The organism is Pseudoalteromonas atlantica, from assembly GCF_043641955.1.
Taxonomy (GTDB): Bacteria; Pseudomonadota; Gammaproteobacteria; order Enterobacterales; family Alteromonadaceae; genus Pseudoalteromonas; species Pseudoalteromonas atlantica_A.
Genome location: NZ_JBHZRV010000008.1, coordinates 64,224 through 84,315 on the forward strand (window position 1 = coordinate 64,224; position 20,092 = coordinate 84,315).

General features: G+C 40.7%; 14 protein-coding genes. 7 read left to right on the plus strand and 7 right to left on the minus strand.

Annotated elements, in window-relative coordinates:
- Positions 1-143: 143 nt before the first annotated feature.
- From ACHUE3_RS15220 to ACHUE3_RS15230, 3 genes are all read right to left on the minus strand, one after another.
- On the minus strand, positions 144-2,327 hold the full coding sequence (locus ACHUE3_RS15220; RefSeq protein ID WP_394193215.1) for a S9 family peptidase: 2,184 nt from the start codon (positions 2,325-2,327) through the stop codon (positions 144-146).
- 140 nt (positions 2,328-2,467) lie between these two features.
- The gene (locus tag ACHUE3_RS15225; RefSeq protein WP_394193216.1) at positions 2,468-6,859 is read right to left on the minus strand and encodes a S8 family serine peptidase; all 4,392 of its coding nucleotides are present in this window, start codon (positions 6,857-6,859) and stop codon (positions 2,468-2,470) included.
- Between the two features lie 182 nt (positions 6,860-7,041).
- Positions 7,042-11,097 carry a S8 family serine peptidase gene (locus ACHUE3_RS15230; protein ID WP_394193217.1) on the minus strand — a complete coding sequence of 1,352 codons (4,056 nt, stop codon included), beginning with the start codon at positions 11,095-11,097 and terminating at the stop codon, positions 7,042-7,044.
- A 250-nt stretch (positions 11,098-11,347) separates the two neighbouring features.
- Between ACHUE3_RS15230 and ACHUE3_RS15235 the strand changes: the two genes are divergently transcribed.
- A complete protein-coding gene (locus ACHUE3_RS15235) occupies positions 11,348-11,818 on the plus strand; it encodes a DUF2721 domain-containing protein (RefSeq protein WP_394193218.1) in 471 nt (156 codons plus the stop codon).
- 237 nt (positions 11,819-12,055) lie between these two features.
- Positions 12,056-12,508, plus strand: coding sequence for a c-type cytochrome (locus ACHUE3_RS15240; RefSeq protein WP_394193219.1), 453 nt, complete (start codon positions 12,056-12,058; stop codon positions 12,506-12,508).
- A 60-nt stretch (positions 12,509-12,568) separates the two neighbouring features.
- On the opposite strand, the gene ACHUE3_RS15245 is transcribed toward ACHUE3_RS15240, so the two are convergent.
- Entirely contained in the window at positions 12,569-13,225 is a 657-nt protein-coding gene (locus tag ACHUE3_RS15245; RefSeq protein WP_394193220.1) for a cytochrome b/b6 domain-containing protein, read from the minus strand.
- A 116-nt stretch (positions 13,226-13,341) separates the two neighbouring features.
- Here ACHUE3_RS15245 and ACHUE3_RS15250 point away from each other — a divergent pair, with 116 nt between their 5' ends.
- Both ACHUE3_RS15250 and ACHUE3_RS15255 read left to right on the plus strand, forming a co-directional pair.
- Positions 13,342-14,049: an AzlC family ABC transporter permease gene (locus ACHUE3_RS15250; RefSeq protein ID WP_394193221.1), complete on the plus strand. Its 708-nt coding sequence runs from the start codon at positions 13,342-13,344 to the stop codon at positions 14,047-14,049.
- Complete coding sequence (locus ACHUE3_RS15255) at positions 14,046-14,345, plus strand: AzlD domain-containing protein (RefSeq protein ID WP_394193222.1); 300 nt, start codon at positions 14,046-14,048, stop codon at positions 14,343-14,345. Before ACHUE3_RS15250 ends, ACHUE3_RS15255 begins: the two co-directional genes overlap by 4 nt.
- Positions 14,346-14,352: 7 nt before the next feature.
- On the opposite strand, the gene ACHUE3_RS15260 is transcribed toward ACHUE3_RS15255, so the two are convergent.
- Positions 14,353-15,507: an iron-containing alcohol dehydrogenase gene (locus ACHUE3_RS15260; RefSeq protein WP_394193223.1), complete on the minus strand. Its 1,155-nt coding sequence runs from the start codon at positions 15,505-15,507 to the stop codon at positions 14,353-14,355.
- Between the two features lie 168 nt (positions 15,508-15,675).
- On the opposite strand from ACHUE3_RS15260, the gene ACHUE3_RS15265 reads away from it, so the two are divergent.
- A complete protein-coding gene (locus ACHUE3_RS15265; protein ID WP_394193224.1) occupies positions 15,676-16,545 on the plus strand; it encodes a LysR family transcriptional regulator in 870 nt (289 codons plus the stop codon).
- Between the two features lie 67 nt (positions 16,546-16,612).
- Entirely contained in the window at positions 16,613-17,095 is a 483-nt protein-coding gene (locus ACHUE3_RS15270) for a glutathione peroxidase (RefSeq protein WP_394193225.1), read from the plus strand.
- 36 nt (positions 17,096-17,131) lie between these two features.
- Here ACHUE3_RS15270 and ACHUE3_RS15275 read toward each other — a convergent pair whose 3' ends face one another.
- A complete protein-coding gene (locus ACHUE3_RS15275; RefSeq protein ID WP_082665493.1) occupies positions 17,132-17,320 on the minus strand; it encodes a PA3496 family putative envelope integrity protein in 189 nt (62 codons plus the stop codon).
- A gap of 394 nt (positions 17,321-17,714) precedes the next feature.
- On the opposite strand from ACHUE3_RS15275, the gene ACHUE3_RS15280 reads away from it, so the two are divergent.
- A complete protein-coding gene (locus ACHUE3_RS15280) occupies positions 17,715-18,512 on the plus strand; it encodes a YggN family protein (RefSeq protein WP_394193226.1) in 798 nt (265 codons plus the stop codon).
- A 62-nt stretch (positions 18,513-18,574) separates the two neighbouring features.
- Here the strand turns inward: ACHUE3_RS15280 and ACHUE3_RS15285 are convergent, their stop codons facing one another.
- A complete protein-coding gene (locus ACHUE3_RS15285) occupies positions 18,575-20,017 on the minus strand; it encodes an aminotransferase-like domain-containing protein (RefSeq protein ID WP_394193227.1) in 1,443 nt (480 codons plus the stop codon).
- Positions 20,018-20,092 lie beyond the last annotated feature (75 nt).

Genomic DNA, 20,092 nt, shown 5'->3' on the forward strand with positions numbered 1-20,092 from the left:
CTATTTGCAGAGGGTTACTCAAACTTATGGACAGTGAAATTAATGTACATAGTGAACTCGGAAAGGGTACGCAGTTTAGGTTTAACTTAACGCAAAAAATAAAGGCGTGACTTAAATCACGCCTTTACTGATAACAGTTTTGACTATTGCTTAATACCCGCTAAATCAAGTATGAACGCATAGTTAAACGCAGTATCTTGTAGGCTTTTAAAACGCCCCGATGCTCCGCCATGCCCTGCTTCCATATCAATTTTGAATAGCAGCTTATTATTGTCTGTTTTATACTCACGTAGCTTTGCAACCCACTTTGCCGGTTCAAAATATTGCACTTGTGAATCATGCAAGCCCGTAGTTACAAGCATATTTGGATAGGCTTGTTTACTTACCTGATCATAAGGTGAGTAAGACAACATATAGTCATAATACACTTTCTCGTTTGGGTTACCCCATTCACCGTATTCATTGGTTGTAAGTGGAAGACTAGCATCAAGCATCGTTGTCACAACATCAACAAACGGTACTGCAGCAACCATACCTTGGTACAGTTCAGGCGCTTGGTTTGCCACGGCGCCCATTAGTAAGCCACCTGCACTGCCACCCATGGCAAATATTTTACTTTCGTCACCATATTGCTGAGTTACTAACCCCTTGGTGACATCAACAAAGTCATTAAATGTGTTCTTTTTATTCAGTAACTTTCCGTCTTCATACCAAGGGCGACCCAACATTTGTGAACCACGAATGTGAGCTATAGCAAATACAAAGCCACGATCGAGTAAACTTAAACGAGAGCTTGAGAAGCTAGGATCCATCGTTGCACCGTATGAACCATACGCATATTGTAATAATGGATTAGTGCCATCTTTTTTAAACTTATCTTTGCGATAAACCAGGCTCACTGGCACTTTCACGCCATCTCGGGCAGTAATAAATAAGCGCTCTGATGCGTAATTATCAGCATTAAAATCACCCACTACTTTTTGCTGTTTGAGTAAGGTCTTTTCTGTGCTGTTTAAATCAATATCATAAGAGGTACCAGGCGTAGTCATGCTTGCATAGTAGACACGTAAACTAGGGTTATCTAGTTCATTATTGCCGTAAGCATGAATCATATAACTGCTATCGTTAAAGCCCAAAGTTTGCTCATCACCCGATGTTAAATTACGTACAGTTAAGCGAGATTGCCCCATTTCACGCTCTTTATAAACAAGGTGGTTTGCGAATAAATCTATACCTTCTAACTTCACGTCATCACGCGCAGCAATAACTGTTTGCCAATTCGCTTTATCGTTCGCTTTGTCTTTATGTACCTTCATTAACTGAAAGTTTACTGCATTTAGGTTAGTCACGATGTAATACCAATCACCGTGTTTAGCAATATCGTATTCTAGGTTTTCTTCACGCTCAATCAAGCGTTTGGGCTGTGCTTTAACGTTATTGGCATCAATCACTGAGACACCTGATGCACTGGTACTTCCATGCCAAATATAAATTTCTTGTTTATCTTTACTCTTGCCAAGCCCAGTGTAATAACTGGTATTAGTCTCTTCGTAGATCAGCTCATCTTGTGATTGCGGCGTACCAAGTGTATGACGGTAAACTTGATAGCCTAATAAGGTCTGTAAATCTTTTTTAATGTAATAAAACGTTTTATTGTCGTTCGCCCAAACAACATCACCATCAGTCCCTTCCAGCTTATCTTCTAATAACTCCCCAGTTGTTAAGTCTTTCACTAAAACTGTATATATACGGCGGCTTACCGTGTCTTCACCATATGCAAGTAAGTTCCCATTTGGGCTAACTGTTAAACCCGTTGCGGCATAGTAATCGTGGCCTTGCGCTAATTCATTAACGTCTAAGATAACCTCTTGATCGGTACCCTTCGAATCCTTCGCACGCACATAAGTTGGGTACTCATTATCACCACGTGTTTGCGAGGAGTAATAATAGCTTCCGTTCTTGGTTGGCACTGAGTCATCATCTTTTTGAATGCGCCCTTTTAACTCATCGAATAACGTTGATTGTAACTGTGTTGTGTGCGCGAGCTGCTGATCTGTATAAGCATTTTCAGCGTTTAGGTGCGCTATTACAGCTGGCTCTTTTCGCTCATCGTCACGCATCCAGTAGTAATTATCGATGCGTGTATCATCATGAATCGTCATTTCATGAGGCACTTTTTTTGCAACAGGCGCTTTTACAGCTGCTTGAGTAGCAACACTGGTGGCTGTCATCGAAGTTGATTGTGAGCCCTGCTCTGGCGCTTTATTACAACTAGCAAGCACGGCAACGGATAATGCAGCCAGTGCAAAAGAATGTATTGGTTTCATAAATTTCCCTAAATGTTGTTATTTTTCCACCAAGGCTAATATATATAAATCTTGCTTACTTACCTATATATGTTTGTAAAGCAATGTAAAAAGGGAGCCGAAGCTCCCTTTTAAAACATAACTAATTTTCTAGCTTGCAATTATTTTTGTTTACGACGACGCATAAACGCAAATGGTGCCACTAATAGTGATAACCAAGCCAGTGAACCTGCATCACCGTCGTTGTCATCATCATCGCTACCAACAACGTTTTTAACACGAACTTCAACAATGGCAGCTTCTGAGCTATTACCTGCAGAATCTACTGCAACAACATTAAACGTAAACATACGTTCGTACTCATAGTCAATTTCACCTGCAACAACAAGCTCACCTGCATTATTAATGGTTACACGATCGGTTCCTGAAACTATAAACTTAGTAACAGGTGAAGTATCTGCATCTGGGTCACTAAATTTTAATGAACCGATAACTGTACCGAAAGGTGTATTTTCATCAACTGTAAAGCTCTGACCTTGCTCAACAACAGGTGTATTTTCTAATGCATCCTCAGTAACAGTGATAACAACATCAACTGCCTCAGATGTATTTCCAGCACTATCTACAGCGGTCACTTTTAGTGTGATTTCTGACTCGATATCAAAATCGATTGCACCACTAACAGTAATTTGACCTAAGCTATCAATTTCAAAACCATCATGACCTTCTACAGAGAAACTTTCAATTGGTGTCATCTCTGTATCCGGATCAACCGCTCTTAATTGACCAATAACGGTGCCTACAGCAGTATTTTCTTGCACTTTAAAGGTTTGGCCAGCTTCAACTACAGGCGTAACTTCATCACCTTCATCTGCAACATCAAGGATATTAATCGTTACTACCTCAGGAGCAGACTGGTTGGCGTCTTCATCAATTGCCACAACCGTTAGTTCAACGGTGCTTTGCTCTTCAAAATTTAGTGCTTGTGAAACTCTTAACATACCTGTGTTATCAATAGTAATTGCATCACTACCTTCAATTGTAAACATAGTGATTGAACTATCATCTGGATCAGTAAAGCTCAATTGTGCAATTTCTGTTGCAATCATCGCGTTTTCAGCAATTGAAAATACTTGCCCAGGATTGATAACTGGCGTTACTTCAACAGCTTCATCTGCAACATTAGTAATGTTAATTGTTATTAAAGCTGGTTCTGATGTTTGACCTTTTATATCAATGGCCACAACAACTAACTCTGCCGTCTGAGCGCCTGTTTCAAAATCAACAAGGTCACTATTAGTAACAGTTACTTGGCCGTCGTTATTAATACCAAACCCTTGGTGCGTTTGTGATTGGACATAATACTCTGAGACTTCAAAATCAAAGTCTGATTCAACCACATTAAGTTGACCAATTACATGACCATTCTCTGAGTTTTCAGCTACTTCAAAAACAGCGCTTTCAAGTACAGGTAATGTGCTGCTTGGTAACACTAAATCTTCAGCTGTCACTACCTCTAAAACATCTTGCAATGTATTCGCAGTGAAAGCGAACGGTGCTGTAGCGTTAACAATCGCTTTTTCGCCTGGCGCTAGAGAACGAACAGGGGTGTCGCTTCCATCCATTGTGGTTAATGCAACAGGTTGCACTTGATTGAATGGCGTGCTACCCACAAGGCTGTCAGTTTCAAAATAAACGCCTGATTGGTAACTCGCATAACCAACTGATGCTTTAATATTTAACGTATCACCGATGTTATCGGCAGTTAAGCCTAATATGTTACTACATGCTGAGAATGTAATGGTGTCTTCACCTGCTGAATGGTACAGCGGGGTTACGTATTGCAGCGTTTCGTTTCCATCTACATCAATAGAGCCAATTACTGTACGTGAGCGACCTGGTGATGCTGTTCTACGACCACGATCATTGTAGTTTTGCATTAATACATCATATAAACCATCATTGTTCGTATCGATATCTAAGCGGTATCCAGCTTGGAACACATGCGTCAGTTCATCACGAAGCTGAATCGAAGAGGTAACTAAAATACCTGACTCACACGCTTCTAAAGGCAAAATATTAAATGTTGTAGATAAGATATTAAATGGCGCTTCAATAGCTGATTTCTCTTCACCAACCGCAACAATATTTTCACTCAGTGTAGATACTGTCGTTGCACCCGTGTTTTCAACAACAAGTTGCATCTCATCACCCACAACCTCTGCCGCTATATTTAGTGATGAGGCCGCTTTAGGTAATACATGATAAACAACATGAAGAGCATGATCAGATTCAGAATCATCAACATCGTCAAATACAAGTGCACCATCAAACTCAACAAGCGTTAGCTCACCACTACGTTCTTCGATATCTTGTGCAGAGAACGGGTTTGAAAGTCCCCATGCAGGAAGTTTACTAGGATCAACCGTTAAAGTTACGTCAAACTCTACTGTCTGACCTGCAGGAACGGTTACATTCTTAGGTAGCTCCCAACTAATTGCGCTACTGTCTTCATCGTTGCTGTAGCGTGCTTCAGTTCGTAAGTTATATGTTTTTTCTTGCGTAGAAAAGTTTTTAACTGTGACGGTTTTAGTGAGTGATGTCACCTCGCTCATACTTTCAAGACCAAATGAAAGTGCCGCTTGGTTAGTATTGTACTCTGAGTGACTGACCCAAGCAGCCACAGGTAAACTCACCGCTTTTTCAACATCAACTAAACCTGCACCAATCATGCTGATAGGCGCTAATTCACTGTCAGGCTTGGCATTACGAGACTCATTTGTAACATTTAAATTTGCCGAGTTCATTAATGTGGCTTTAATTTCTGACGCATTACGATCTGGGTGAGCTTCACGTACTAGGGCTACAGCACCAGCAGTGATTGGTCCTGAGAAAGAAGTACCCGATGCTGGAGCAAGTTGATCTTGCGTACCTGTAGCGGCAACCATAATACTGGTTCCAGGAGCTGTGATTTCAGGTTTTAACAAACCATCCATAGATGGGCCACGAGATGAGAAAGTTGCAACACCTCCAGCAATATTATCAACTTTGCCTTCAAAGCTATACCTTGGCTGCTCACCGACTTCTAGTGCAGCTTTCAGTTGTGAACCAACCTCTTGTGTAACAGATATAGTACGAATTGTTACTAATTCAGCGGAGCCAGGACTACCGGTCATACCAGGTGCGACACCAGGTTCATTATTAGCTATAACAACAAATGCAGCTCCATTATTTTGGGCATTCAACGCTTTAACAGAGAAACCACAACCACCACGGTCAATAATGACTGCTTTGCCTGTAAAATCAACCTCTTCACCAAATGCTTCACAACCATTTTGATTTGCATCCGGGTATACAAGCTCTGCATCTTCATGGCTAAATGTAAATTCACCTGTTAAGCCAAAAGTTGCAGCGCCTACATTGATATTCTCACCATTGACACTACCTAATAGAATATCTTGCTCTAAAGTCGGGTGTGTCATTGCCCCCACTGATAATGCATTAGGAGTCGTTGATGGACCACCGATTCTAAATGGGTGATCACCATCATTACCAGCAGAAATTACAACATTGACACCTAAGTCAACAGCTCTTTGAATCAAGTACTGCGCGCCACCATCAGTGTAAGTACCACCAAATTCACCACCTAAAGACATATTTACTACGTCAACACGGTCTGAAATATCACCATCACCATTTGGGTCCATTGCTGACTCAAGAGCAGCAGCTTGTGCTGCACTTGGGCAACCACCACCACAAACAGAGTACACGTATAGCTCAACCTCTGGAGCAATACCTGTTACAGAGTGAGATACTGATGTACCGTGACTTGTTGGTGCGTCTGCTTCTGTAGGTGTCTCGGGATCATTTTCAATTGGATCTGCGTCATCGCGGATATAATCATAACCGCCTTGCACTACGCCCTGCGGCCATGCCACTGACGTTGGATCTGCTTGAGCTGCATCGTATGCTTCAACGGTTCCTTCACCGCCAAAAACCTTATGAGTGTAATCAATACCAGTATCAAGTACCGCCACCTTTTGACCTTTACCTGTCACAATACCATTATTAACCAATGGTGAAGCGTTTAGATAATCAGCACTTGCAGCAACATGTAACTCATAGTCATACATAGGTAAAACTTTTACTACTCGGTGATCTTTCGCTATTTTTTGTAATGCATTTTGGCTAGCTTGCACAATTAATGTTGGAGCTAATACTTTTGTTTCGCCTATTACCTTTGCGTCAAAGTCGAAACTGCTTAGTTCTAATTTAACCTGAGTTTGTACTTGCTCAATTTGAGCGATTGACGCTCTGCTATCTCCCGCTTGATAAGTGCCTTGTGCCATCAGATCTGCAGCTGTTGTAGCTCTTAAAACAATCATATGAGCAGAAGGCTCTTGTTTTACATGCTCTGCTTGGCTCAAAGCAGAAGAGACAAAATTATTTAATGCCGCAATTTCATTCGTTGTTTGTGCACTAACTGATGTAGCTATTAATGCTGATGATACCGCAATCGATAAAGCGGTTTTTGTAACTAACTTGTTAGACATAAGTTCCCCTGGCGAGATTATTGTTATTTATTGTTCCAATATAGGAACGGCAGTCCCGAATACTACACCAGCAATAAACAAAAAAACAACATACAAACAATAAATGTTACAAAAACTTCTCGTACAAAAAAAAATACCGCCAATTGGCGGTATTTTTAAAAGTTAAATTTTAGTGCTGTAATTTATTTTTGTTTACGACGACGCATAAACGCAAATGGTGCAGCAAGTAGTGTTAACCAAGCTAATGAACCTGACTCATCATTGTCATCGTCATCATTTGCACGTAAGTTATTTACGCCAACTTCAACACTAACAGCTTTAGATACATAACCTTTGCTATCTACCGCTTGAACACTGAAGATAATTTCACGGTCAAATTCATAATCAATTTCACCAGCAGTTACGATTGTACCGTCTGGATTAACTGACACTAGGTAGCTACCAGAAACAATGAAGCTTTCAACTGGAGAAACATCAGCATCTGGGTCAGAGAAATCAAGCATGCCAATCGTTGTACCAAGTGCAACGTTTTCGTCGATTCTGAAACGTTGGTTCATCTCAATCATAGGAGCATGAGACATTGGGTCAATTTCAACGTTCAACATGACAGGTACTGCTTCAGACTCTAAACCTGTATCATCTGTAATAGTGATTTCCATTTCCATCGTTGGCGTTGCATAGTGATTCAAACTACCAGTAACGACTAGTTCGCCTAGCTCATTTACTGAAATCGCATCTGTACCAGATACGCTTGCAGAGCTCATCATCGTAGCTGCATTTTCAAACAACTCAAAGTCAAGTTGACCAATCACAGTGCCTTCTTCAGCCGACTCAATTACGCTGAAACTTTGACCTGATGCAATTACTGGTGCTTCATCAGCCACATTGTTAATTGTAACAGTGAATGTTGCTGGCGCTGATTCAGTACCAATTACATCTACCGCTTTAACAGTGATCATGATTTCAGTCAAACCGCTTTCTGAATCAAGATCATCCATATCTTCAACAATGATATGGCCAGTTTCTTCATCAACCATTAAGCCTGGCGCTGACATGCTCAACGTTTCGAAGTAAGCAATATCTAAACCAGTCTCATCTTCAAACTCAATAGCTCCTACAGTTACGCCTTCTAAGACTGACTCATCAATAGCAAAATCTTCAATTACCAAATTAGGCACTTTAGGAGCATCTGCGATATCACGCGGCGCTGTTAGATAAACTTGCGTTCCAGCAGGTGAAGTTAGTGCAAATGCGCCCATTGAATCTACTACTGCTTTTTGACCTGGTGCTAGAGAAGCTAACTTGTCGCCACTGCCATCAGTTGCAAGCATTGAAACGCTAGGGTTACCAGTGAAGGTTGTTGAACCTACTGCCGAGTCTGTTTCAAAGTAAACACCTGCTTGGTAGCTAGGGTAACCTACAGAAGCTTGGATGTTAATTTGGCCGCCAAGCATATCTGCATTTAAGCCCATTAACTCACTACAACCAGAGAATGTTACTGTACTTTCACCAGCTTCATGGAACATAGGTGTGCCCCACATCCATCCATCATTACCATCAGCGTCAATTGAACCAATTAATGTACGGCTACGTCCTGGGATTGCAGCTGAACGACCTACATCGTTTAAGTTCATCATGAAGTGATCGTAAACACCATCGTTATCAGTGTCTAAGTTCATGCGAACACCAACTTGACGCATATGAGTGATTTCGTCACGTAGTTGGATTGAAGAGGTGATAAATACACCTGAATCACAATTTTCAGAAGCATAAGCAGCAAATGTTGTGCTTAAGATATCAAAGTCAGCTTCATCGTTTTGAGGGCTATTAGCAACTACTTGCTCAGCGATTGGTGAAACATCAACTGCACCTACGTTTTCAACAACTAGCTCAGTTACACCATCAACTTCTTCGAAAGCAAACTCAAGCTCTGCGCCTGCTTTAGGCAGTGCGTGGTAAACAACATGTAAATCATGGTCTGTATCAGTCGTTGATGTATCATCAAATACTAATGCACCATCAAATTCAGACATCGTTAATGAAGGGCTGCGTGCTGCTAAATCATCAGCATCAAATGGGTTTTCCAGTGTCCAGTCATGCAACATGGTTGGATCAACTGACATTGTTACTTCAAATGTTGTTTCTTCGTTTGCAGCAACCGTAACACTTCGTGGGATATCAAAGCTTACTGCGCCTGAATCAGCATCATTCATGAAGCGCTCTTCAATACGAAGGTCGTAAGTTTTATCTTCGTCAGAGAAGTTTTTCAATGTAACAGTTTTAGTGAAGCTGCTCATTTCAGTCATACGTTCAAGACCAAATGACAATGCAGCTTGTGCTGTTTGGTACTCGTCATCTACAACCCATGCAGCAACAGGTAGGTTAACCGCTTTTTCTACATCAACTAAACCTGCACCAATTAAGCTAATAGGCGCAAGCGCTGAATCTGGATTAATTGTAAGTGGGTCTACAGTTACGTTAAGGTCTGCAGCATTCATTAGCGTCGCTTTGATTTCAAGCGCATTACGGTCTGGGTGAGCTTCACGAACAAGTGCTACTGCACCTGCAGTGATTGGACCTGAGAACGAAGTACCTGTAGCTGGAGCAAGACCATCTTGCGTGCCAGTAGCTGCAACCATAATATCGGTACCTGGCGCAGTAATTTCAGGCTTTAATAAACCATCCATTGATGGACCACGTGATGAGAATGAAGCAACTGCACCGGCTGTTACTTTACGCTCAACCATGATGCTATAAGTTGCTGCGTTGCCAGCATCTAACTGCGCTTTCATCGCTGCACCTGCGGCAAAGTTAATACCTACGTTACGAATCGTAACATCAGCATCAAAACCACCCATCGGTGCTGGTGTACCGTCATCTGTGTTATTCGCGATAAATACAAATGCAGCACCACGTGCTTGAGCGTTAAGTACTTTTTGAGTAAACGCACATGCGCCACGGTCAATTAACACTGCTTTACCTGTGAAATCAATTTCATCAGCGAATGATTCACAGCCATTTTGATTTGCTTCTGGGTAAACAACTTCAGCGTCAACTTCTGACATTTCAAACGCTGTTTGCGGACCAAAACCTGAAGGCTGAATTATTGTTTCTTCACCAGCAATTGTACCAGATGCAACACCAATGTCATTCGCAGGGTGCGTCATCGCGCCTACAGAAAGTGCATTTGGTGTAGTAGATGGACCACCAATACGGAACGGGTGATCACCGTCATTACCCGCTGAGATAACAACGTTTACGCCAGCTTCAACAGCTTGTTGAATTAAAAACTGTGTACCACCACCGATGTAAGTATCACCAAATTCACCACCTAAAGACATATTGATTACATCTACATGGTCAGATGTGTCGCCATCACCATTTGGATCCATTGCTGCTTCAAGTGCTGCAGATTGCGCTGCACCAGGACAGCCGCCACCACACACAGAGTAAACATATAGTTCTACATTAGGCGCAATACCCGTTACAGAGTGAGAAACCGATGTACCGTGGCTTGTTGGTGCGTCTGCTTCAGTAGGATTTTCCGGGTCATTTTCAATTGGATCCGCGTCGTCACGCATAAAGTCATAACCGCCCATTACCTGACCTTGTGGCCATGTAACCATAGTTGGATCAGACTGCGCTTCTTCGTATGCTTCAACGGTACCTGCACCACCAAAGATTGAGTGAGTATAATCAATACCTGTATCTAGTACGGCTACTTTTTGTGTTGAACCAGTATACATACCGCCAGTAACTACTGGAGTCGCTTTAATGTAATCTGCTGATGCAGCTACATGTAGATCGTAATCAAACATTGGTAAAACACGGTCTACACGTGGGTCGTTTTTAATTTTTTCAAGTGCACCAGGACTTGCTTGAACAATAAGCGTTGGCGCTAGTATTTTAGTTTCACCAAGAATTTTTACATTTGAGTCAAGGGTGAATAACTCATCTTTAACTTGGCTTTGTAAAGTTTGAACGTTGTCATAGCTTGCACGAGCACTCGATACACTGTACGTCCCTTGCTCCATCATATCTGCAGCTGTGGTTGCTTTTAATACCACAAGGAAAGACGTTGGCTCTTTTTTATCAGCGACATCTGCTTGAGAAATTGGCGTATAGCCTTGGTGCTTTAGTGCTGATTGGTTAATTGAATTTGCGTTTGCAGCACCTGCAATAAGTACGCTGGTGACAGCTGTTGCAACTGCGGTTCTTTTTATTAAATTCTTAGACATGATTTCCCCTGGGATATGTTATGTTTTATGTTGTCTACCGTGAGTATAAACATATACTGTTGCCTAATATAAAACTACCACACAGAAAATGGCAACAACACAGTTACAAATGAATTACAAACACAGAGCCAATGCTTTCACACACAAAAGTAAGAACCTGATTTAAAAGAAAATAAACAAAAAAAACAAATTGTGAAAGAATGTAAATAATAAAGCAAACTCTTGTTAAATGTACCATATAAGGAAACAAATGAACTCAGAAGTTATTAACATATTAACAATGGCCAAAGTAATACAAACTGCGGTAGCGCCCGTTTTTTTAATTACGGGTATTGCAGCCACATTAGGTGTACTTTCTAATCGTTTAGCCCGCATAACAGACCGTGCTAGGCAGCTTGAACGTAAATTAAAAGTGAGTATCGACGAAGAATTTAATGTATCCCTTACCACGGAGCTAAGAGCTTTACTTAAACGCTCTCGTTGTATACATGTCGCATTTAGCTTAAGTGTTTTAAGTGCAGTGCTAGTATGCGCGGTGGTTATGTTATTGTTTTTATCGCATATTCAAGCTGTTAATCTCGGTGTTACTATTGGCAGTTGCTTTGTCGGTGCTATGGCGCTGTTGATTTGCGCATTTATGTCGTTACTAGGTGAAGTATTCTTAGCCACACGCAGCATGCGAAGAGGAATGATATTTGCAGACATTGATATTAATGATTAAGAACTGATATTAATGATTAAGAGCTGATATTAATGATTAAGAGCTGATATTAATGATTAAGAGCTGATATTAATGATTAAGAGCTGATATTAACGATTAAGAACTGACATCAACAATTAATAAAAGTACAGCGGTTAAAGCGCGATTAAGTTTAACCGCAATACACTTGTATTATCATCACAGCTAAGATAAAACTACTTCAATACAGCTTATATTATCTCTAAAGGGGCAAAAGGAATGAAATTAAAACATATTTTTTTAGGGGCGGTACTATCGACCCTAACACTGGGTGCATCAGCTAACGCAACATTTGAAGACCCAAACGACGCCATTGAGTATCGCCAAGCAGCATTCTCAATGATTCGCGTACAAATCGGTGACATGGGTGACATGCTAAAAGGCAAAGTAGAGTTTGACGCAGAGCGCTTTAAATACCGTGCAAATAACGCCGCTGCATTGTCAAAGATGCCATGGGAAGCATTTGGCGCAGGTACAGATAAAGGCGATACGTCTGCTTTACCTGCTATTTGGAGCGATAATGAAACGTTCATGAAAAAAGCAGCTTCATTTCAGCAATACGCTGATGAATTAGCTGTTGCTGCACAAACCGGTGACAAAAAGCTTATCGCAAAAGCGTTTGGCCCGTGGGCTAAAGGCTGTAAAGATTGCCATAAGTCTTTTAAAGACTAAGATTATGCATTCTACAAAAACGGGGCCCAATAGGGCCCCGTTTTTTTCTCGATTTTTTGCTCAACTAAACAAATAACTTAATGGTTCAGCTCCCCACGTTGCCATTAACGCAATGAGCAAAATCACAAAGATAATGAAAGCGAGCAAAGGTGATTTAACAACATTAGCATCATCGCTTAATTGTGTCTTTTCAGCTCGACCTGTGATCATTGCTTTAACTAGCTTCTTGCCTTTTATACGATAAATAATAATAGCCGCAACGTGTAAAATAATCGCATAAAACAGCAGATCAAAGTTATTATGATGAACCCAACCAGCCCACTCAACCACGTCACTAGAGGCATATAGCACTAAAGGCCCATCAGTTAAAATATCATCTGTGGTCATCAAACCGCTAATTAATTGTGTCAAAATTAAAATAAAAAATGCGATAACCATATAACTACCGGCCGCTCCATGACCTGGCTTAGTATCACCAAGCTTGAATGACTTTATCGCAGCAATAGGTGAATGCAGTAGAGCGCTCAACTTTGCAGTTTGGCTACCTACGACCCCCCAAACAAACCTAGTTAACAGCAAGGCTAATGTGAAATACCCGGCGATAAAGTGTAATTCCATCATGCCTTCTTCAGCACTAAAGTAAAGCGTCGCAATTGCAACAACTAGCAACCAATGAAAACTGCGGATGAAGCCATCCCACACTTTAAGCTTCTCCATAATGACCTCTTTAAACAACTATTACTAAACTTTTGCTAAGTTACCATCTTTGCTGTTCATAGTTAATTGATCTATGGCAGACTACAAGTATTAATTGAGTGGCAAATATAATAACAATGAAATTAAATACCAAGTACGCCCTATTAAAAGGCTTTTTAGATATGCTTCCGCTGTGTTTAGCGGTGATCCCATGGGGAATATTATGTGGTTCATTGGCAATCCAAAATGGCTTTAGTGCGTTTGAAACGCAAGCAATGTCATTATTAGTGTTTGCAGGCTCTGCACAATTAGTTGCTATTGAACTGATGGCGGGAAATACTCCCCTGCTTACCATTTTATTTACCACTTTCATAATTAGCTCTCGTCACTTTTTGTATGGTTTGGCTGTGCGTCACAAAGTGATTGATCAACCGTTAAGATGGCGGTTACCGGTGAGCTTTGTGCTTACCGACGAGTTATTTGCTTTTTCTCATCACCGTAAAGCCTATCGAACTAAAACACGTTTAATTTATGCGCTTAGTGCGGGGTTTAGTTTTTATATAGCATGGAACTTATGGACGCTAATTGGCATTGTAGCAGGCAGTTTATTACCAGATTTAACAAACCTAGGGTTAGATTTTGCTATCGCGGCAACCTTTATTGCTTTAGTGATACCTGGCATTAAAAATCTTGCGACCTTATTTACAGTAATTACTGCGGGTGTTGTTGCAAGCATTTTAAAAAGCCTGCATTTTGAGTTATGGCTTGTTGCTGCCGCTCTGACTGCAATGTCCGTAGGTTATATTGTCAGTCGTTTACAAACAAAACAGGAGCACAGCCAATGATGACTACTATCTTACTTATGGCTTGCATTACATTTTTCACACGCTATTTATTTTTGCACCGCGCTTTGCCATTTAAGGTCGGCCCAAAAATGCAGCAATTTCTCAGTTTTAGCGCTCCCGCTGTGCTAACGGCGATTTGGGTGCCGATTGTATTTGTAAATGATGAAGGGATTAATCTAGATTGGCAAAACCCATACCTAAGTGCCGCAATAGCCGCAATTATTGTGGCCTATAAAACACACAATATTTACTACACAACACTGGTGGGCATGGGCTTATTTTTGATATTAAACTAAGCGCGTGTTAAACGCTGGCTAATAAAATAGCACGGCTCTTATCCAGTGTGACTTGCTCTCTCTCACCCAAAGCAGTCATACCATGACGTTCAAGTTGCTCAACAATTTTATCAGCAACTTCTTCGCCAAGCTCATAGTCACTCAAGCGTGTTGGCATATTCACACTGTGGAAAAACGCTTCAGTTTTAGCAATCGCTTGCTCAATTGCGTGCTCTTCATCGCTGATGTCCAAACCTAAAACACGATCCGCATACTGTAAAATTTTACCGCGTTTTGTTTGTTTTTGTTCAGCCATCATGCGTGGTAACACAATCGCAAGTGTTTGTGCATGGTCTAGGCCATATACTGCGGTCATTTCATGGCCCAGCATATGCGTTGCCCAATCTTGTGGTACACCAGCACCTATTAAACCATTAAGCGCCATTGTTGCTGACCACATAATATTTGCACGCACTTGGTAATTATCAGGCTCGCTGAATGCTTTAGGGCCCTCTTCAATCAGCGTCATTAAAATACCTTCAGCAAAACGGTCTTGTAACTTAGCACCCACATCATATGTTAGGTATTGCTCCATAGTATGCACAAAAGCATCAACAATACCGTTAGCAACTTGGCGCTCTGGTAATGAGTAAGTAACTGCGGGATCAAGTACAGCGAATTTTGGCAACACTAATGGACTAGCAAATGGTAGTTTATCGTGACTCTCAAGATTTGAAACAACACTATTGCCGTTTGATTCTGAACCGGTTGCCGGTAACGTTAATACTGCGCCCAGAGCAATAGCTGACTTAATTGCCCCTCCTTTAGCCAGAATATCCCAGGGTTCACCATCATAATTTGCTGCTGCGGCTATAAATTTACTGCCATCAATGACTGAGCCACCACCCACAGCGAGGATAAAATCAATTTGCTTTTCCTTTACTACGCTAACGGCTTTCATACATGTTTGGTAGCTTGGGTTTGGCTCTATGCCTGCAAATTCAAACCAAGTATGTTCATTGAGTGCTTCAACAACCTGATCGTATACACCATTACTTTTAATACTCCCACCACCATAAGTCACCAATACGTTGGCACCTGCTGGGATTTCATTTTTAATTTTCGCGATTTGTTGTTCACCAAAATGAATTTTGGTCGGGTTTGCAAAACTAAAATTTAACATGCTTGCTCCATTGCTTTGAAGAGGCCCAATTAGCTGAGCGAAATTATTTGACTCATTCATTGTAGGCATTTAAGCATTAAATTAAAGACGACAATTAGGTAATCACTTTTGCACAGCTGCAACAATTAATGCAATATACGTATATTACTTACCTTTTGAGATAAAATAATGTGGCAAGGTCTAGATGAGTTTTTGCATGTCGTCGAACATGGCAGCTTTACTCACGCAGCAAAGGCGATGGAAGTGTCAACCTCACATATAAGCCGACAAGTTCAGCAATTAGAAAACCGCCTAGGCTCGGTATTATTTCAACGCACCACTCGCAAAATCAGCCTCACTGATGCAGGGCGAGAGTATGCAATAAAGCTCAAAGCTATCAAGCAAGAGTTGCTCGATGCCAATACTCAACTACAAGGTGAGCAAAGGCAGCCCAAGGGCTTAATTCGTATTACTGGTGCAGGTGAGTTTGTCGCAAATAAAGTGGCACCTAAAATAGTTGAATTTGTAAAACGCTACCCTGAGGTTGAAGTAGACATGGACTTTAACAATCGCAATGTCGATTTAGTTGAAGAAGGGTTTGATTTAGCCATTCGCTTTGGCCGTATGCAAGATTCCAATTTGATTGCCCGCCCTCTGTGTCCACGAATAATGACCTTAGTAGCCAGCCCTGAATATCTAGCAGCCAATACATCACCACAAACCCCCTTACAACTGATTGATCACAATTGCCTAGTTGCGATGAAAAAACGTTGGCGATTCAGTTTTGACGGTGATATCAAAGAAGTAAAGGTCAACGGAAATTGGCGAAGTAATCACCCTCAAGCACTGCTCAATGCAACATTAGCAGGTTTGGGGATTGCACATTTAGCGAGCGATATTGTGCAGCCTTATGTTGCATCGGGTAAATTAGTTACATTGCTTAATGAGTTTCAAGTCAGTGATAATGCCTCATGGCTAGTGTACCCGCGTAAAGATTTAATGCCTTACCGAGTCAGACTTTTAATAGAGCATTTGCTGGTCAGCTTTAACAATGCTTAAATTTTATTCTTTAAGTCTTTAGCTACTCGGGATAGAATTTAATCCACAACAATAATAAGCGTTCATTATGAAAGATTTTTACCAACTCAGCGCAACTAGCCTACAAGGGCAACAAGTTGAATTTAATGACTACAAAGATAAAGTTGTGCTTATAGTTAATACCGCAAGCCAATGTGGCTTTACTCCTCAATACGAAGGACTGCAAACCCTTCATGAAAAATACTATTCAAAAGGTTTGGTTATTATTGGCTTTCCCTGCAATCAATTTGGTAAACAAGAACCCGGAGATGCAACACAAATAAAGCAAGGTTGCCTACTAAATTACGGTGTTGATTTTCAAATCATGAGCAAAGTGGATGTAAATGGCGAGCATGCTCACCCTGTCTTTAGGCATTTAAAATCTGAATTGCCAGGATTTATAACGCGAAAAATAAAGTGGAATTTCACTAAGTTTTTAATCGGTAAAGATGGCGAAGCAATTAAACGTTTTGCACCCTTTACTAAACCAGAAGCAATTGAAAACAGCATAATTAAAGCGCTAGGTTTATAAAAAGCAATAAAGAGGCAAAAGCCTCTTTATTTTAATTTAATCGTTTAGGTACTCATCAAAGTCTTCGTCACCTAAGTTTTTTCGTAAGCGTTTTTGCTCAAGGTAGTCTTCCAACTTTTTCTTTACCTTTTGCTTTTTCTTGTCGTGCTGATTACGCCCAACCATTTCGTACTCATCTTCAACAAAATCGTCATCTAGCGCATCGTAACTAAATGTCTTACCCACAACCCACTCCATAAAGTGTTTTAGACCAAAACAGTGTGATTACTGTCATTGGCAGAATTAAAAATGTTTGATGTAATTTACCTGTATAAAAAAACATCAAAATAAAGCCATACCCTCATCTTACAAAGGCGATATGTCAGTAATGTGAATAAATAGCGCTAAATTTGAATTCTGGAAAGTGAGAGTTTTTTATCGATACGATAAGTATTCTTTATGCTTTTATAAATGTTGGTCAAAATAACTAAAATGTAGTTATTTATTTAAGGTTATTATTATTAATTATCTACCACAAAAACCATAAACAACTGTTTAATAAAGAATAAAAAGTTGGCACCAAACTTGATTACTACTAATTACACAATCGTTAAAAACAACAGTTAACAGGATTACAAAAATGAAAAAGTTACTTTTAGTCGGTTCTTTATTTATTGCTACAGGCGCAATGGCACATGATGATCACGATACCAACATCTCATTTAGTGGTGATTCGTGTGAAGTTGAGTTTCAAAACGATGTAAGAATTTTACCCAGTGAGCTTGAGATTTTCACCGCTGATAATCAAAAGATGGTCTTTACCAGAAATGCTGATTTAGTAATTAACGGCCAAACAATGCAATTGAACAGCCAACAGCGTCAAGCTATTACTAATTACTCAGATAGCTTACGCAGCCAGCTACCAGAAGTCGCCAATATTGCGCTTGATGGTGTAAAAATCGCGGGCGTAGCTATTGAAGAAGTAGCCAATGCTTTTAACATCCAAGGTTTTGATAGCATTAATGACCTTATGGCAGACATTCAAGTTGAAGTTGAAGACACATTTTACCAGCAAGGCGCATTTGTAATGGGCCAACAAAGCTTTAACGAGTTTGGTGAAAACTTTGAACACCACTTTGATGAACAAATTGAAACCGCAGTTCAATCTGCCATGATGCAATCTATGGGCAGTATTTTAATGGCTCTTGGTTCGGAGTTAATGGGTTCAGGTGGCGATATGCAAGCATTTGAAGCACGTATGGAAAACATGGGCGCACAAATTGAGGAGCGAGTACAAGTACAGGCTGATCAATTAGAAAAACGTGCTGATGCATTGTGCGGAAACTTCTCAACGATTGCGGAGCAAGAACAACAACTTGTTAAACTAGTACCTGAGCTTAAAGGCTACCAATTATTTAGTTATAAACAAAATAACTAACTGTTATTTAAACATTTGATATCCCTTTAGCAGCAATGTGGTTTAACCCCATTGCTGCTTTTTTACTTTTTAGCTAAATGTAACAACTCACCGAGTTTCACAATCGCGTTTTCAAAGCGCTCACTCCAAGGTAAACCATAGCTTAATCGTATGCAGTTTCTATATTTGTTTGTCGCTGAGAATATGTAACCCGGAGTAATACTGATCCCTTCATCTAATGCTAAATGAAACAATTTTATACTATCGTAATCTTTACCTAAATCAATCCAGATCACACATCCCCCTTGCGGATCACTAATTCTCACCGTCGTTGGTAATGATTGCTGCAAACACCAGATCATTCGTTCTTTGTTACTACGTAGCTTTTGTCTGAGCAACTTTAAATTGCGCTCATACTCGCCACTGGCAACAAACTCATACAGCGTCCACTGATTGATCAATGAGGTGGAGCAACTAAAGGCTCGCTTAAAACGCCGGGCTTTTGGCGCAAACTGACCAGCAATGAGCCAACCAACACGATAACTGGGAGCCGCGGTTTTCGAAAATGAAGCACAGGTGATAACCAATCCTTTTTTGGAGTAAGCCTGCGCAGGTATCCCACGCTCAGCGCCAAAGTATAGGTCGCCATATACATCGTCTTCAATCAACACTACTTCATGTGACTCTAATAGCTCTACTAATTGCTTACGTTTATGATTGGGCATAAAGCTGCCAACAGGGTTATTAATAGAGGTTGAAAACACACACGCTTTAATATCATGATCGCTCAAAGCCTGAGTGAGATCATCAAGCCAGATCCCGTCATCTGGACATAGAGGGATCTCCAAGGCTTTTAAACCCAAACTTTCTATCAACTCGATGATGCCAAAATAACAAGGAGATTCGATCGCAATCACATCACCCACTTTAGCAACACATTTAAGCGCGATCGTTAAGGCTTCTTGTGCACCATTGGTGATCACTAACTCTTGGTTATCTATGCCAATGCCAAAATCTAAATAACGGTGAATGAGTTGTTTTTTTAGTGGTGCGTAGCCATCTATTGCCCCGTAGTTAATTGCTCTACTGCCTGCCATAGACATAACTCGGCGCATTGTTCGTGCTAGCATTTTATCGGTTGGTGCCGCCGCTACTGGGTTAGCAATACCAAAAGGCACCACATCCGCTTTATGAATGGCATCATAGACTTGCTCAATCAACACCTGCATGTTTACCGACACCGGTTCTCGGCTTAATTTTATCCGCTTTGGTCTTGCCAGTTGCACAGCCGCTGCTTTTAAGAAATAACCCGACTTTTCGCGTGCCTCGACCAACCCTTGCGCTTCAAGTGTTTGATAAGCAAGCTTAACGGTTGGAATACTAACAGTCAGTTTATCTGCCATTTTTCTCAACGAAGGTAACTTCTCACCTGGCAACAACGTACCTTGATCACTCAGCTCGCGCACTAACTGCATTACTTGTTGATATAAAAAGTCCTGATTACCTTTACTCACCACTAGTGACATAGCATTGATCCTATTTAACCCTTGTAACCATAAAATCTGTATAGGTTACATTTATGGTTTTCTGTGTATGTTAAG

Bases quoted from the DNA above. Each gene is read 5' to 3' on its own strand.
- ACHUE3_RS15220 (WP_394193215.1), bottom strand. From the start codon at position 2,327: ATGAAACCAATACATTCTTTTGCACTGGCTGCATTATCCGTTGCCGTG.
- ACHUE3_RS15225 (WP_394193216.1), bottom strand. From the start codon at position 6,859: ATGTCTAACAAGTTAGTTACAAAAACCGCTTTATCGATTGCGGTATCA.
- ACHUE3_RS15230 (WP_394193217.1), bottom strand. From the start codon at position 11,097: ATGTCTAAGAATTTAATAAAAAGAACCGCAGTTGCAACAGCTGTCACC.
- ACHUE3_RS15235 (WP_394193218.1), top strand. From the start codon at position 11,348: ATGAACTCAGAAGTTATTAACATATTAACAATGGCCAAAGTAATACAA.
- ACHUE3_RS15240 (WP_394193219.1), top strand. From the start codon at position 12,056: ATGAAATTAAAACATATTTTTTTAGGGGCGGTACTATCGACCCTAACA.
- ACHUE3_RS15245 (WP_394193220.1), bottom strand. From the start codon at position 13,225: ATGGAGAAGCTTAAAGTGTGGGATGGCTTCATCCGCAGTTTTCATTGG.
- ACHUE3_RS15250 (WP_394193221.1), top strand. From the start codon at position 13,342: ATGAAATTAAATACCAAGTACGCCCTATTAAAAGGCTTTTTAGATATG.
- ACHUE3_RS15255 (WP_394193222.1), top strand. From the start codon at position 14,046: ATGATGACTACTATCTTACTTATGGCTTGCATTACATTTTTCACACGC.
- ACHUE3_RS15260 (WP_394193223.1), bottom strand. From the start codon at position 15,507: ATGTTAAATTTTAGTTTTGCAAACCCGACCAAAATTCATTTTGGTGAA.
- ACHUE3_RS15265 (WP_394193224.1), top strand. From the start codon at position 15,676: ATGTGGCAAGGTCTAGATGAGTTTTTGCATGTCGTCGAACATGGCAGC.
- ACHUE3_RS15270 (WP_394193225.1), top strand. From the start codon at position 16,613: ATGAAAGATTTTTACCAACTCAGCGCAACTAGCCTACAAGGGCAACAA.
- ACHUE3_RS15280 (WP_394193226.1), top strand. From the start codon at position 17,715: ATGAAAAAGTTACTTTTAGTCGGTTCTTTATTTATTGCTACAGGCGCA.
- ACHUE3_RS15285 (WP_394193227.1), bottom strand. From the start codon at position 20,017: ATGTCACTAGTGGTGAGTAAAGGTAATCAGGACTTTTTATATCAACAA.